The sequence below is a fragment of the Marinobacter sp. LV10MA510-1 genome (assembly GCF_002563885.1).
Lineage (GTDB): Bacteria > Pseudomonadota > Gammaproteobacteria > Pseudomonadales > Oleiphilaceae > Marinobacter.
In genome coordinates this window covers 841,914-856,654 of the sequence record NZ_PDJA01000001.1, presented here as the reverse complement: position 1 = coordinate 856,654, position 14,741 = coordinate 841,914, and the positions used below count along the sequence as shown (strand labels likewise).

Genomic DNA, 14,741 nt, shown 5'->3' with positions numbered 1-14,741 from the left:
ATGCCCAGATACATGCTCACAGAGGAGCTGTGGTCTTGGTTTCATAAAAATATTGCTTCAATTCAGTCTGTGTAACAAGGTAGGTTTGCGCAAAACAGTCGAAGGCATTCTGTTCAGAATGCAGACCGGTGTGCCCTGGAGAGATCTGGGAAAAGCTCTTCGACGTGCTGAAAATAGACTCCGATCTGGAATGGGTCTTCATTGATGGCAGTTATGTGAAAGCACACCAGCACAGTGCCGGAGCCGCTGGTGGCTACGACGAGAATATCGGTAAAAGCAGGGCTGGAAGGCCGTTTTACCGCTGCCCTGCCCGGCCTTCGTCAAACCGGTGGCTGGCATCACCGCCAACGCGCAGCACGAGCTGCTCGATGTCGGCAATACCAAACGTGTGCCTTGCGCTCCATACCCCATCATGTGTCGCTAGACTCGGGTAAAGCGGAGAGGCGCTCTTTCATCCAGCTGATCAACCCCCCGCGAAGCAAGAACCGCACTTGGCGCGGCGACATGGTGTGACTCATCTGAAATTTGTATTGGCGTGTGACGTTTTCGACCACCAGTTCGTCGCCCTCTGTCAGCACGTGACGCAGATTGCTCAGGCGCAACACGTCTCCGGCTTGAATGCCGTCGTAGTCCTCAGGATCAACGAAGGTCAGCGGTAGCACGCCGAAGTTGATCAGGTTCTGCGCGTGGATCCGCGCAAAACCCTTGGCTAGAACCGCGCGCAGCCCAAGATACTGAGGGCCTAGTGCAGCGTGCTCTCGGCTTGATCCTTGGCCATAATTGCTGCCACCCACCACCACGTGGCCGGGCACCTGCTTGGCTCGCGCGGCGTAGGTGGGATCGAGTCGATCGAAGGAGAACTCGGCGATCTTGGGAATGTTGCTGCGGAACGGCAGCACCCGCAAGCCGGGTGGCATGATCTCATCGGTGGAAACATCGTCCGCCGCTTTGAGCAGAACCGGCACTTCGATCTCATCAGGCAGCGGCTCGAAGTTCGGCAGCGAAGCGATATTCGGGCCCTTCACAAGGTCCACGTGCAGCGCCTCCTCAAGCGGTAACGGCGGCATGAACATCGCTGGGTTGATAATCGGGTGGTCTGGGTCCGCGATGCGTGGATAGGAGATGCCAAGCGTGCGCGGGTCGGTGATCACGCCGGTGAGCGCGGACGCCGTGGCGGTCTCCGGACTGACCAGGCACACCTTGTCCTCGCGGGTGCCTGAACGGCCAGGAAAGTTGCGTGGCACCGTGCGCAGAGAGATCTCGTTTGTGGCCGGCGCTTGACCCATGCCGATGCAGCCGTTGCAGCCAGCCTGGTGCAGCCGCGCGCCGGCGTGCAGCAAGTGAGCTACGTGCCCGTCGCGCACCAAGGTTTCGAGCTGCGCTCGGGACGTGGGGTTGATGTCGAACGACACGCGGTCGTTCACTTTGTGACCCTGCACCATCAGCGCGGAAACGGCGAAGTCACGGTAGCCAGGATTGGCCGACGAGCCGATGTAGGTCTGGTAGATCCGCTCGCCGGCGACCTCGCTGACCGGGCGCACGTTCCCAGGGCTGGACGGCATGGCGATCAGCGGCACCAGGCTGGACAAATCAATCTCTTCATTCACATCGTAGGTTGCGTCTGCATCCGCGGCCAGCTCGACCCAATCCTCTTCCCGCTGCCAGGCGCGCAGGAAACGGTGCACCTCCAGATCGGAAGGGAAAACGGTGCTGGTCGCGCCAAGCTCGGCGCCCATGTTGGCGATCACGTGCCGATCCATCGCGCTCAACGTGGCCAGCCCCGGCCCGTAATACTCAATAATCCGGCCCACTCCGCCGTCGACGCCGTGGCGGCGCAACATCTCCAGAATCACGTCCTTGGCGCTCACCCAGTCCGGCAAGCTGCCGGTGAGCTTCACGCCCCAGATCAGCGGCATACGTGTGAAGAACGGTTCGCCCGCCATTGCCAGCGCCACTTCCAGCCCACCAGCGCCGATGGCCAGCATGCCAATTGCGCCGGCGGCCGGCGTGTGGCTGTCAGAGCCAAGCAGCGTCTTGCCCGGTTTACCAAAATTTTCCTGGTGGCACGGATGACTCACCCCGTTACCAGGTCGCGAGTACCACACGCCGAAGCGCTGGCAGGCGCTGCGCAGAAAAAGATGATCGTCGGGGTTTTTGAAGTCTTCCTGAATGATGTTGTGGTCAACGTACTGGACGCTCACCTCAGTTTTCACCCGGTCCAGGCCCATCGCCTCCAGCTCCAGCATCACCAGCGTGCCGGTGGCGTCTTGGGTGAGTGTCTGGTCAATGCGAATCCCGATCTCCTCGCCGGGCGTCATGTCGCCGTGCATCAGATGCGACTGGATCAATTTCTGCGTAACGTTCATGCTCATGATCTTTCTCCCAACTTTGATAAGATTACGGAATCACACAAAGTTAATGTAGCAATCCTATTTTCATCGCGGCAAATTAGAGGCACCCATCAAAAACTCATCCGCCGCACGCGCGGCCTGACGACCCTCACGGATTGCCCATACCACCAGAGACTGGCCGCGCCGCATGTCCCCGGCAGCAAATACTTTGTCGACCGAAGTCTGGTAGCAACCGTCGCCATCGGTGGTTGCTTTGACGTTGCCGCGCGTATCTTTTTCGACAGCGAACGCTTCCAGCACTTGCGTCACTGGCGACACAAAACCCATCGCCAGCAATACCAAATCCGCTTTCATTTCGAATTCGGAATTTAGCACCTCCTGCATCTTGCCGTCTATCCATTCGACGCGGACTGCAATCAGCTTCTCGACCTTGCCGCCCTTCCCTTCGAAACGCTTGGTCGCAACCGCCCAATCCCGGTCGCAACCCTCTTCTTGTGACGAGGAGGTACGCAACTTGATCGGCCAGTACGGCCATACCAACGGCTTATCCTCTTGTTCCGGCGGTTGCGGCATCAGCTCAAATTGCGCCAAGCTGGCTGCGCTATGACGGTTGCATGTGCCTACGCAGTCTGAACCGGTATCGCCACCACCGATAACGACGACGTGCTTACCGCTAGCCATGATCTGGTTATTGACTTTGTCACCTGCATCCACCTGATTTTGCTGCGGCAGGAAATCCATCGCAAAATGGACGCCTTTCAGCTCACGGCCAGGCACCGGCAGGTCGCGCGGCAATTCAGCACCGCCCGCAAGGATGATGGCATCGAAATTTTGATCGAGTTGCTTGGGCGAGATGGTTTCTTTGGTCCAGTTGATGATGTTTGACGGAAAATCTTCGCCGATCAACACACTGGTGCGGAACTGCACGCCTTCGGCTTGCATCTGCTCGATGCGGCGGTCGATATGCGACTTTTCCATCTTGAAGCCCGGAATGCCGTAACGCAGCAAACCGCCAATCCGATCGTTTTTTTCGAACACAGTCACATCGTGACCGACACGCGCGAGTTGCTGGGCTGCGGCCAGACCAGCTGGGCCGGATCCAACCACGGCAACTTTTTTACCCGTTTTGAAGGCTGCTGGTTGCGGCATAACCCAACCGTTTTTCCAGCCCTTATCGATGATGAAATGCTCGATTGATTTGATGCCAACCGCATCGTTGTTGATGGCAAGCACACAGGCAGATTCGCACGGTGCGGGGCAGATGCGGCCGGTGAATTCGGGGAAGTTGTTCGTCGAATGCAGTGTCTCTAACGCTTCGCGATAATTGCCGCTATAAACCAGCTGGTTCCAGTCGGGGATGATGTTGTTAACCGGGCAACCGGTCATGCAAAACGGGGTACCGCAGTCCATACAGCGCGCACCCTCTGTTTTTGCTTGCACATCTTTCAACGGCAGGATGAACTCTTTATAGTTCTTGACGCGTGAATCGGCTGGTAAATACGATTCTTTCTGACGCTGAAATTCCATAAAGCCGGTTATTTTACCCATTGCCTACCTCTGTCTTAGCTAACTCTCCTTGCCAGGGAGAGTGTTCGGGGTCGAATCACCATCCTGACCTTCCCCCAAAGGAGGAAGGTACTGGCGAAGCAAACTTATGTTGCGTTTTTTTCTTTCTGCCGAATAGCCACTCGCGCCGTATTCATCTCACCCAGTGCGCGCTTGTAGTCGTTCGGGAACACTTTGATAAATTTGTTGCGGCCATTGGACCAGTCATCCAGCAAATTGCGTGCGCGCGTGCTGCCGGTGACCTTGAAATGGCGCTCAATCAGGCGCTTTAGAATCACCTCGTCAGTCTCACTTTGGTCACCGCGCAGCAGGCTATGCCAGATCGCGCGATCGACGTTCGCTTCTTGCTCGGCGTGGGCGAGGACAGGTTCCAGCGTGACCATCGCCATATTGCATTTGTTGGCGAAATCACCGTCAGGGTCCCACACGTAAGCAATACCGCCCGACATGCCGGCGGCAAAGTTACGACCGGTTTCTCCGAACACCACCACTGTGCCGCCAGTCATGTATTCGCAGCCATGGTCGCCGACGCCTTCAACCACTGTGATGGCGCCGGAATTGCGCACCGCGAAACGCTCGCCGGCGACGCCGTTAAAAAATGCCTCGCCGGCAATCGCGCCGTATAACACGGTATTGCCGATGATAATGTTGTCGTCTGCCGAACCGGGAAACTCTGTATTCGGACGGACGATAATGCGCCCGCCCGACAAACCTTTGCCGACGTAATCATTGCCTTCGCCGACTAGATCTAGGGTGATGCCATGCGCCAGAAACGCGCCCGCCGATTGGCCTGCGGTCCCTAACAACTGGATGTGGATAGTGTCGTCGGGCAAGCCTTCGTGACCGTATTTTTTTGCAACGACGCCAGACAGCATGGTGCCGACCGTGCGGTTGAGGTTTCTGACCGGCAAACTGAACGAGACTTTTTTGCCATGTTCTATCGCTGCTTGCGCTTGGGCAATCAGCGTATGATCGAGGGCTTTTTCCAGCCCGTGGTCTTGTTCCTCGACGTGATAACACGGTGAGCTAGTAGGCATGACCGGCTGATAGAAAATCTTGCTGAAATCAAGTCCCTTGGCTTTCCAGTGGGTAATCGCTTGTGACTTGTCGAGCAAGTCGACGCGACCGATCAATTCATCAAACGTGCGGATACCGAGTTGCGCCATTAACTGCCGTGCTTCCTCGGCGACGAAGAAGAAATAGTTGACCACGTGTTCCGGCTTGCCGGAGAACTTGGCGCGTAGCACCGGGTCTTGTGTCGCGATGCCGACCGAGCACGTATTAAGGTGGCATTTGCGCAACATAATGCAGCCTTCAACCACCAGCGGCGCAGTCGCAAAACCGATCTCGTCGGCGCCTAACATGGCGGCGATCACTACATCTCGGCCGGTTTTCATTTGGCCATCGGCTTGTACCCGGATGCGGCTTCGCAAACCGTTCAGTACCAGTGTTTGCTGGGTTTCGGCCAAACCCAGTTCCCACGGTGTTCCCGCATGTTTGAGTGAAGACAACGGCGTGGCGCCGGTGCCGCCATCATGACCGGCGATCACCACATGATCGGCCTTGGCCTTGGTGACGCCGACCGCGACCGTGCCAACCCCAACTTCGGACACCAACTTAATGGAGATCGACGCGCTTGGGTTTACATTTTTCAAATCGTGAATCAGCTGCGCCAAGTCTTCGATCGAATAAATATCATGATGCGGCGGTGGCGAAATCAAGCCCACGCCCGGCACCGAGAAACGCAATCTTGCGATATATTCAGACACTTTGTAGCCTGGCAGCTGCCCACCTTCTCCCGGCTTGGCGCCTTGCGCCATCTTGACCTGGATTTGATCAGCGGAATCCAAATACGCTGCTGTCACGCCAAAGCGACCCGCCGCGACTTGCTTGATTCTGGAGCGCACTGAATCGCCCTCTTGCAAGGCAATATCGGCTTCAATCTGGTCACGGCCGATGACGGATGCCATGGTCTCGCCCTGCTTGATCGGGATGCCTTTCATCTCCTGACGATAACGGCTCGGATCTTCACCGCCTTCGCCAGTGTTGGACTTGCCGCCGATGCGGTTCATCGCGACCGCAAGCGTGGCGTGCGCTTCGGTGCTGATCGAGCCAAGGGACATTGCGCCGGTGGTGAAGCGCTTGACGATTTCTTTCGCCGGCTCGACTTCATCCAGCGCAATCGCCTTGGACGGGTCCAGCTTGAATTCAAACAAACCGCGCAAGGTCATGTGCCGCTTGCTTTGGTCGTTGATGATCTGCGCATACTCTTTATAAGTGCTGAAATTGTTCGATCGGGTCGAATGCTGCAGCTTGGCAATCGCATCCGGCGTCCACATGTGCTCTTCGCCGCGCACGCGAAACGCGTATTCGCCACCGGCATCAAGCGCATGCGCCAGTACCGGGTCGTTGCCGAAGGCTTGCTGATGCAGACGCAACGCCTCTTCTGCCACTTCGATTACGCCGATGCCCTCGATATTGGAGGCAGTGCCTTCGAAATACTTGTCGATAAGCGACTTATTCAAGCCGATCGCTTCGAAAACTTGCGCGCCGCAGTACGACATGTAAGTCGATATGCCCATTTTCGACATCACCTTCAACAAACCCTTGGCGAGCGCTTTCTGGAAATTCTGGATGGCTTTTTCTGGCGACAAATCACCGGATAATCTGTTGGCCATTTCCGCTAGCGTATCCATCGCGAGATACGGATGGATGGCTTCTGCGCCAAAACCGGCAAGCAGCGCGAAATGATGCGTTTCACGGGCAGAACCGGTTTCCACCACCAAGCCGGTCGACGTTCGAAAACCTGTGCTAACCAGATGCAAATGGATTGCCGACGTCGCGAGCAAGGCCGGGACCGCCACGTGCTCGGCGTCCAACTTGCGGTCGGACACGATCAAGATGTTGTGGCCCGATTTGACCGCATCCACCGCTTGCGCGCACACCGAAGCCAGGCGCACTTCCATGCCTTCTTTACCCAAGGCCACCGGATAGCAAATGTTCAGTTCGTGGGATTTGAAATTACCGCTGGTGTGGGCGCTGATGTTGCGCAGTTTGGCGATGTCTGAATAGTCCAGAATCGGCTTCGATACTTCCAAGCGCATCGGCGGATTGTTGTTATTGACGTCGAGCAGGTTTGGCCTGGGGCCTATAAAGGATACCAGTGACATCACCATCGCCTCGCGGATCGGATCGATCGGCGGATTCGTCACTTGCGCGAACATCTGCTTGAAGTAGTGATACAGCGGTTTGAGCTTGTCAGACATCACAGCCGGCGGCGAGTCGTTGCCCATTGAGCCCGTCGCTTCTTCGGCATTCAGCGCCATCGGCGACATCAATACCCTGACGTCTTCCTGGGTGTAGCCAAATGCCTGTTGACGGTCAAGCAAGGATGCGCGGGTATTTTCTGCCGATGTGTGCGTCTTGATGTCGTTGAGCGTGGTTTCGTGAAGCTTAATGTCGTCCAGATTAATACGCACCGAATTGATCCACGCCTCGTAAGGCTTGGCGTTGGCGTAGGTATCTTTGATTTCCTGGTCATCGATGATACGCCCGGCTTCGAGGTCGATCAGCAACATCTTGCCAGGCTGCAGGCGCCATTTCTTGATGATTCTGGATTCGGGAATCGGCAGCACGCCGGATTCGGATGCCATCACCACCAAGTCGTCATCGGTTACGATATAGCGCGCGGGACGCAAACCGTTGCGATCCAGCGTGCCACCGATGTAACGACCATCGGTGAACGCCATCGCGGCAGGGCCATCCCACGGCTCCATCATCGCGGCGTGGTATTCGTAAAAGGCGCGGCGGTTGTCGTCCATCAACGGGTGATTTTCCCAGGCTTCGGGGATCATCATCATCATCGCTTGCGCGATCGGATAGCCTGCCATCAGCAGCAATTCAAGCGCGTCATCAAAGCACGCGGTGTCGGACTGCACGTCATCAATCAGCGGGAACAATTTTTGCAAATCGTCGCCTAGCACTGTGGATTTCATCACGCCTTCACGCGCCTGCATCCAGTTTACATTGCCTTTGACAGTATTGATCTCGCCGTTGTGGGCAATCAGGCGAAAGGGATGGGCCAGCGGCCATTCCGGAAAGGTATTGGTAGAAAAACGCTGATGCACCAGTGCCAATGCGGAAACGCAGCGCTCATCCTGTAAATCTTTGTAATAGACGCCGACTTGATCTGCCAGCAGTAAACCCTTGTAGACAATGGTACGGGCCGACATCGAAGGCACGAAAAACTCTTTGCCGTGAGGCAAATCTAATGCCTGGATCGCGTGACTGGAAGACTTGCGAATCACGTACAGTTTACGTTCCAGCGCGTCGCTCACCGTGATGTCTGGACCGCGACCTATGAAGATCTGGCGGATCACCGGCTCTTTTTCACGCACGGTAGGCGACATCGGCATCTCGGTGTCGATTGGCACGTTGCGCCAACCCAGCACGACCTGGCCTTCGGCGCGCACCACACGTTCTATCTCTTGCTCGCACGCGATGCGGGATGTATTTGCCTTTGGCAAAAAAATCATGCCTACGCCATATTCTTCGGGCGGCGGCAGTTCAACACCCTGCTTGGCCATCTCTTCGCGATAGTACTGATCCGGTAGCTGGATCAGAACGCCCGCGCCGTCGCCCATCAACTTGTCGGCACCGACCGCGCCGCGATGGGCGAGATTCTTCAGGATGAGCAAGCCTTGCTTAACGATTGAATGACTTTTATGGCCTTTTATATGGGCGATAAAACCGATGCCGCAGGCATCATGCTCGTTGGCGGGGTTGTAAAGTCCGTATTGCTGGGCGTGTTGGATTTCGGCTTCAATGTCGTGCTTGTGCTCCACAGCGCACTCCTCATGGATGTTGCGGGAATCGGGCAGCGGCAAAATGGCGCGTTTATCCACCGTGGCGGTGGCGGACAAGAATGTCGGTTTGGAATTCATTATATGCCTTAACGGGCTTCAGTGAAGCTGTATCAGTCATGACACAGTCCTGACGAGGGCAAGCGCTGATGCAGAACAGGACTCATCGCGGTTCGGCTCCGGTGACAGAACCCTTCACCGTTGCCGGTTTGCTCTGGATGAAGTTGATGCAGACTCCGTCGAGTTCTTCCAAAAACAGGGGCGCGCTCATGAAACCGCACGTATAAGGCGCCTGCCCGTCCCGGCTGCAGCCGTCGCTTTCCAGATGTTGACACGACGTGCAGACGCCGAAGCGAGGTTTACATCTCTCTTGCGTCACCTGACCGAGCAAGCGTTGCAACGCGCTGGCGAAGTGGCCTTGGACACTGGGGGGTAGGGATTCCGCAGCACGGACCAAGGATTCGAAGGGGTCATTCGCGAGAATGCCCCGGGCTTTCTCGGTCAGAACTAGCCGGACACTGCGCCTGTCGTCTTCTGACCGCATGCGTGTCAGATAGCCTTGGGTTTCGAGGCTTTTGATTGTCTGTGACGCGGTACCCCGGGTTGTGGCATGGAACGCGGCGAAGGCGGACGGCGTTTGCGAAAAACGGTTGGCCTGTGCGAAGTATCTGAGCGCCGCCCATTGGGCTGCTGTCAGCCCCTCCGCGAGACCCTCGCCGGACGCTATGCGTCCCAAGTGAAAGACCAACTCCGCGTTAGCGCGACCGTTCATTTTCAGCTCCTCCATCATACTTAATATGGTGACGTCTAATTTCAAGCCCCCTTCATCAATTTTTATAATAGCGTTTAAGAACTAATTTAACAACATTGTAGTTTCGGAGCGATACCATAATATGGCCATATTCGTGAAAGGTTTAAGGTCATGAACATCTTTGATAGTTCACCTCTTCAATATTCAAACCATAACGAGGTCACAGTCAATACGATAGCGTTTCGATACTATATTGACAAATTCTCTATGCTTACTTAGTATCGTTACGACACTAATTGAGGAAAAAAGCGGTATGGGCGTGCTTACCAGCCATCAGCAAGAAAGCCGAGGGCCGTCTCCGGTCTATAGGGTTAAAGCGATGGTGACCTTGGGTATTAAATGAAAACCGCAGAAAAACCGAGGCTTTTGGAGCCTTCAATGAAAGATAAGGAGCGACGATCATGGCGACCACTGATAAAGAAGTGAACGAGCTGGTCAAGCGGGAATACGAACACGGTTTCGTGACTGAGATTGAATCTGACACTTTCGAACCTGGATTGAACGAAGACGTGATTGCCCGCCTTTCCGGCCTTAAGAAAGAGCCGGAATGGATGCTTGAGTGGCGGCTGAAGGCCTATCGTCGTTGGCTGGAAATGGATGAGCCGAACTGGGCGCACGTGGGTTATCCAAAAATTGACTACAACTCAATTTCCTATTATTCCGCGCCCAAGCGCAAAGAAGACATGCTCCAGAGCCTGGATGAAGTGGACCCGGAGCTACTCAGAACCTACGAAAAACTGGGCATTCCCCTGCACGAGCGTGAACAGCTGGCAGGCGTGGCGGTCGATGCCGTGTTTGACTCAGTCTCAGTAGCGACAACGTTCAAAGAACCACTCGCCAAAGCAGGCGTGATTTTCTGCTCCATGTCCGAAGCCATTCAGGAACACCCGGAGCTGGTCAAAAAATATCTGGGCTCTGTCGTTCCGGCGGGTGACAACTTCTTTGCCGGCCTGAACTCTGCGGTCTTCTCCGACGGCACCTTCGTGTACATACCGAAAGGCGTGCGTTGCCCCATGGAGCTGTCTACCTATTTCCGCATCAACGCAGCCAACACTGGGCAGTTCGAACGCACCCTGATCATCGCCGAAGACAGCAGCTACGTCAGCTATTTGGAAGGCTGCACCGCGCCTATGCGGGATGAAAATCAACTCCACGCAGCTGTGGTCGAACTGGTGGCCCTGGACGACGCCCAGATCAAGTACTCCACTGTCCAGAACTGGTATCCGGGTGATGAAAATGGCAAGGGCGGCATCTTTAACTTCGTCACCAAACGTGGCGCTGCCATCGGCAAAAACTCCAAGATTTCCTGGACTCAGGTCGAAACCGGCTCTGCCGTTACCTGGAAGTATCCGAGCTGCATCCTTCGGGGCGATAACAGCGTTGGCGAATTCTACTCCGTGGCGCTGACCAACAATTACCAGCAGGCCGACACTGGCACCAAGATGATCCACCTGGGCAAGAATACGTCCAGCACCATCATCGCCAAAGGGATTTCTGCCAGTAACAGCTCGAACGCCTATCGTGGCCTGGTGAAGTTTGGCCCAGGTGCAGAGGGTGCGCGCAACTTTACCCAGTGCGATTCGCTGCTGATTGGCGACCGCTGCGGTGCGCATACCTTCCCGTACATCGAGAGCAAAAATAAATCGGGCATCATCGAGCATGAAGCCACGACCTCCAAGGTCAGCGACGAACAAATGTTCCTTTGTCGCCAGCGCGGAATCAACCCTGAACAGGCCGTTTCGATGATTGTGAATGGCTTCTGTAAAGAGGTGTTCAAGGAACTGCCGATGGAGTTCGCCGTTGAAGCTGGCAAATTGCTTGAGGTGAGCCTTGAAGGCTCTGTCGGTTAAATACAGAATTTCAGATTACAGATTTCAGAAGAGAGAGAAGCCAATACATGCTGAACATCAAAAATCTCCACGCGTCCGTTGGGGGTGAAGAAATCCTCAAGGGCATCAACCTGGAAATTAAAGCCGGGGAAATTAACGCCATTATGGGCCCCAATGGCTCAGGTAAAAGCACCTTGTCACAGGTGCTGGCAGGCAGTGAAAACTTTGAAGTCACCGAGGGTGAAGTCACCTTCAACGGTGAAAACCTGCTGGACCTAAAAACCGAAGAACGGGCCCGTGAAGGCATTTTCCTGGCGTTTCAGTACCCGGTAGAGATTCCCGGCGTCAGCAACCTGCAGTTTCTGCGTACCGCCGTTAATTCCATGCGCGGCCACCGTGGCGAGCCGGAGATGAATGCGGCTGAGTTTATGAAGCATGCGAGGGAAGTGTCCATGCAAGTCGATCTGGACCCGGCCTTCCTTAAACGCGGCGTAAACGAAGGCTTTTCCGGTGGCGAGAAGAAGCGCAACGAGATTTTGCAGGCACTACTGCTTCAACCCAAGCTGGCCATTCTGGACGAAACCGACTCCGGGTTGGACATCGATGCGCTGCACGTGGTTTCGGACGGTGTCAACGCACTGCGCGCTAAAGATCGAGCCATCTTGATGGTGACTCACTACCAGCGCCTGCTGAACCACATTGTGCCGGACTACGTTCACGTTCTGGCCGATGGAAAAATTGTCAAATCCGGCGGGCGCGAGCTGGCCTATGAGCTCGAAGAGCGCGGTTACGGCTGGCTCAACGTGAAAGACAAAGAAGCCAAAGCCAGCTCCCCAGCCGGTTAACGGAGGCCACCAAATGAAGTCAGCACCAACGCTTTCCCGTGTCTTTCTCGAGCCAGCCAGCAACTACCTGCCTGGGCCTTTGCTCGCATTGCGCAAACAAAAGGGTACGGCTCTGGTGGATATGCCATTGCCGACCCGTAAAACCGAGAACTGGAAGTATTCCGTCCGCCATCTAAAGCTGTCGGATGAGCTTGCCGTCGCCCTCCCCTCCCGTGGCAAGGAAGGCATCAGCCTGTCCACGGCTGGATACCGAGTGGTTTTTCGCAACGGCGTAATGGTTCCGGAAGCCAGCGACTTTCCAGATCTTGACGGCATTCGAATTCAGCGGTTCTGCGACCTTGACGACCATGCCGCCGCTACGCTGGCAGAACGCCTGAACAAAACGTTGAACAGCCAAACCGTGCAGATGGCCCAGCTAAACTCCGCCCGGTTTGAGGATGGCCTGTTTATCCAGCTGGACAAAGAAGCCGTTCTCGACCAGCCGCTGTTTATCATCCATGAAGTCACCGCTTCGTCGGTAGGTTCCGCCTATCCGCGGATTTACGTCGATGCGGCAAGGCACAGCCAGATGACGCTGGTAGAAGAGTACATTTCCAGCGGCAGTGAGCCGGTGATGGTCAACACGGTCACTGAATTTGTTCTGGCGGAAGGTGCCCGGATTACCAGCGTGAGGCTGACTCTGGAAGGCGAAAGCGTTCAGCACATCGGTGCAACGGGTGTTCGCCAGGCGACCGCCTCGCGTTTTGAAAGCCACTGCGTTGGCTTTGGCGGCCCGCTGCGTCGGCACGATCTGCAGGTACGTCTTGAAGGTGAAGGCGCCGAGTGCAAACTGAACGGTGTCGTAGTCACGCAGGGCAAACAGCACTACGACAACCACACGTCCATCGAGCACATAGCAGCACATTGCGACAGCGAAGAAACCTATCGCAACATCGCTGCTGGCCAGTCTCATGCGATTTTCAATGGGCGCATCCATATTCATCAGGATGCCCAGAAATCCAACGCCAATATGAACAACAAGAATCTGTTGCTCTCAACCGGCGCAGAAATCGACACCAAGCCCGAGCTGGAAATTTACGCCGACGACGTAAAATGCGCCCACGGCGCCACCATTGGCCAGCTCAATAAAACCTCGTTGTTTTATCTGGTTTCCCGTGGTGTCGGTCGTCGCGAAGCCAAGACGCTGTTGACCATCGCATTTATCAACGAGCTGGTCGAGCAGATTCCCGTTGGAGCGGTTCGAGAAGCCGTGCAGCTTCGGCTGAATGACTTTTTCAATCAAACGTTTCAGGAGGCGTGAGCCGTTATTCACGGCCCTGCAGAAAATCCAGCGTCTTTTTGCCTGATGGAGGTGGAACCATGACAACCGAAGTATTCACACCAACCGTTGCCGTCATCATGACGCCAAACGCGAGGTAAGCGCTCGACTGGTGCTGACAGTGTGTCAAGAGCTTCCCTCATTTTCACAGTGCCTGAGGAGGTAACGATGACTTGCAACAAACCCGAGCACCTTAAAGACGAGAGCTGGGATCAACACTTGAGCTGGCTGGATCTTGTAAGCAACGAGTGTAAAACCAACCAGCTCAAGCGCCGGCGTGAAAACGCAGAACACGGGGAGTATAGCTCGTGAATATTAATGCTGAAGTAACACCAGAAGCCCGTGACTTCCTGATGTCCTTGCTTGCAAAGCAGGCAGTGCCTGGAATGACGGTGCGTGTTTATATGGAGAATGGTGGCACTCAGAAGGCCGAGACCTGCCTGGCCTTCTGCCCGCCCGGCGAAGAATCATCCAAGGATTTCAGGAAAGAGTTTGGTGACCTGATCCTCTATTTCGACGCGGCGAGCGTGCCTTATCTGCAAGACATGCAGATCGGCCTTGATGAAGAGGATGGTCTTCAGACCCCGACAATCAAGGCACCGAACTCGAAAAAACTGGCAAAGCAGCCCAAGACATTTGTTTTGTCAGAAGACTGTCCTGCGTTAAAGGTGCCCTCCGGTGAGTCTGTCACGCTAAAGCAGGGAGCTTCTGTCTTGATAACCCAAGCGCTCGGCGGCAGCTTCACTGTTAACCACCAGGGCAATCTGTATCGACTGTCCCCAGAAGTTACCCGGAAGCTTGGCTTTCAGTCAGACGCCATCGTGTTCGAACCCCCTGAGGATGGGAAAATCAGTGATCAGCAATGCTGGGATGCGATGCGACTGGTCTACGACCCGGAGATTCCGGTGAATGTTGTCGGTCTGGGTCTCATCTATAAACTGGATATTGACCAGGACAAGCATTTTGTCTTTGTTGAAATGACCCTGACGTCAGCGGGTTGTGGAATGGGCGCCATTATTGCCGGCGACGTAAAAGACAAGTTATTGCAGGTTCCGAATGTTAAAGACGGCAAGGTGGATGTGGTGTTTGATCCGCCCTGGAGCTACGACAACCTGGAGGAGGAAGCGCGGCTGGAGCTGGGGCTGATCTGAGCCAGCAT

The 14,741-nt window shown here is 55.4% G+C and carries 9 protein-coding genes and 1 pseudogene; 6 read left to right on the top strand and 4 right to left on the bottom strand.

The annotated features are described in order from the left end of the window. Nucleotides 1-287, top strand: a pseudogene (locus tag ATI45_RS04085) (IS5/IS1182 family transposase); the annotation flags it as partial. Nucleotides 288-410: 123 nt separating this feature from the next. On the opposite strand, the gene ATI45_RS04080 reads toward ATI45_RS04085, so the two are convergent. From ATI45_RS04080 to ATI45_RS04065, 4 genes are all read right to left on the bottom strand, one after another. Beyond that, entirely contained in the window at nt 411-2,372 is a 1,962-nt protein-coding gene (locus ATI45_RS04080; RefSeq protein WP_098418388.1) for an aconitate hydratase, read from the bottom strand. Nucleotides 2,373-2,435: 63 nt separating this feature from the next. Beyond that, nucleotides 2,436-3,899, bottom strand: coding sequence for a glutamate synthase subunit beta (locus tag ATI45_RS04075; RefSeq protein WP_098418387.1), 1,464 nt, complete (start codon nt 3,897-3,899; stop codon nt 2,436-2,438). Between the two features lie 104 nt (nt 3,900-4,003). Continuing rightward, nucleotides 4,004-8,860 carry a glutamate synthase-related protein gene (locus tag ATI45_RS04070; protein ID WP_228735929.1) on the bottom strand — a complete coding sequence of 1,619 codons (4,857 nt, stop codon included), beginning with the start codon at nt 8,858-8,860 and terminating at the stop codon, nt 4,004-4,006. An 82-nt stretch (nt 8,861-8,942) separates the two neighbouring features. Next, nucleotides 8,943-9,551, bottom strand: coding sequence for a MarR family winged helix-turn-helix transcriptional regulator (locus tag ATI45_RS04065; protein WP_228735928.1), 609 nt, complete (start codon nt 9,549-9,551; stop codon nt 8,943-8,945). Between the two features lie 440 nt (nt 9,552-9,991). On the opposite strand from ATI45_RS04065, the gene sufB reads away from it, so the two are divergent. The 5 genes from sufB to ATI45_RS04045 all read left to right on the top strand — a co-directional run bounded on the left by sufB (nt 9,992) and on the right by ATI45_RS04045 (nt 14,733). Continuing rightward, the gene (gene sufB, locus ATI45_RS04060; protein ID WP_098418385.1) at nt 9,992-11,440 is read left to right on the top strand and encodes a Fe-S cluster assembly protein SufB; all 1,449 of its coding nucleotides are present in this window, start codon (nt 9,992-9,994) and stop codon (nt 11,438-11,440) included. Nucleotides 11,441-11,487: 47 nt separating this feature from the next. Further along, nucleotides 11,488-12,264, top strand: a complete 777-nt coding sequence (sufC, locus tag ATI45_RS04055) for a Fe-S cluster assembly ATPase SufC (RefSeq protein ID WP_098418384.1) — start codon at nt 11,488-11,490, stop codon at nt 12,262-12,264. A 13-nt stretch (nt 12,265-12,277) separates the two neighbouring features. Then, entirely contained in the window at nt 12,278-13,564 is a 1,287-nt protein-coding gene (gene sufD / locus ATI45_RS04050; RefSeq protein WP_098418383.1) for a Fe-S cluster assembly protein SufD, read from the top strand. Nucleotides 13,565-13,750: 186 nt separating this feature from the next. Then, nucleotides 13,751-13,894: a hypothetical protein gene (locus tag ATI45_RS22155; RefSeq protein ID WP_179888381.1), complete on the top strand. Its 144-nt coding sequence runs from the start codon at nt 13,751-13,753 to the stop codon at nt 13,892-13,894. Then, nucleotides 13,891-14,733 (top strand): iron-sulfur cluster assembly protein, encoded by an 843-nt coding sequence (locus ATI45_RS04045; RefSeq protein WP_098418382.1) that lies wholly within the window; start codon nt 13,891-13,893, stop codon nt 14,731-14,733. The genes ATI45_RS22155 and ATI45_RS04045 overlap by 4 nt, the downstream gene beginning before the upstream one ends. Nucleotides 14,734-14,741 lie beyond the last annotated feature (8 nt).

Coding starts and splice junctions, on each gene's coding strand:
- ATI45_RS04080 (WP_098418388.1), bottom strand. CDS start 2,372: ATGAGCATGAACGTTACGCAGAAATTGATCCAGTCGCATCTGATGCAC.
- ATI45_RS04075 (WP_098418387.1), bottom strand. CDS start 3,899: ATGGGTAAAATAACCGGCTTTATGGAATTTCAGCGTCAGAAAGAATCG.
- ATI45_RS04070 (WP_228735929.1), bottom strand. CDS start 8,860: ATGAATTCCAAACCGACATTCTTGTCCGCCACCGCCACGGTGGATAAA.
- ATI45_RS04065 (WP_228735928.1), bottom strand. CDS start 9,551: ATGAACGGTCGCGCTAACGCGGAGTTGGTCTTTCACTTGGGACGCATA.
- sufB (WP_098418385.1), top strand. CDS start 9,992: ATGGCGACCACTGATAAAGAAGTGAACGAGCTGGTCAAGCGGGAATAC.
- sufC (WP_098418384.1), top strand. CDS start 11,488: ATGCTGAACATCAAAAATCTCCACGCGTCCGTTGGGGGTGAAGAAATC.
- sufD (WP_098418383.1), top strand. CDS start 12,278: ATGAAGTCAGCACCAACGCTTTCCCGTGTCTTTCTCGAGCCAGCCAGC.
- ATI45_RS22155 (WP_179888381.1), top strand. CDS start 13,751: ATGACTTGCAACAAACCCGAGCACCTTAAAGACGAGAGCTGGGATCAA.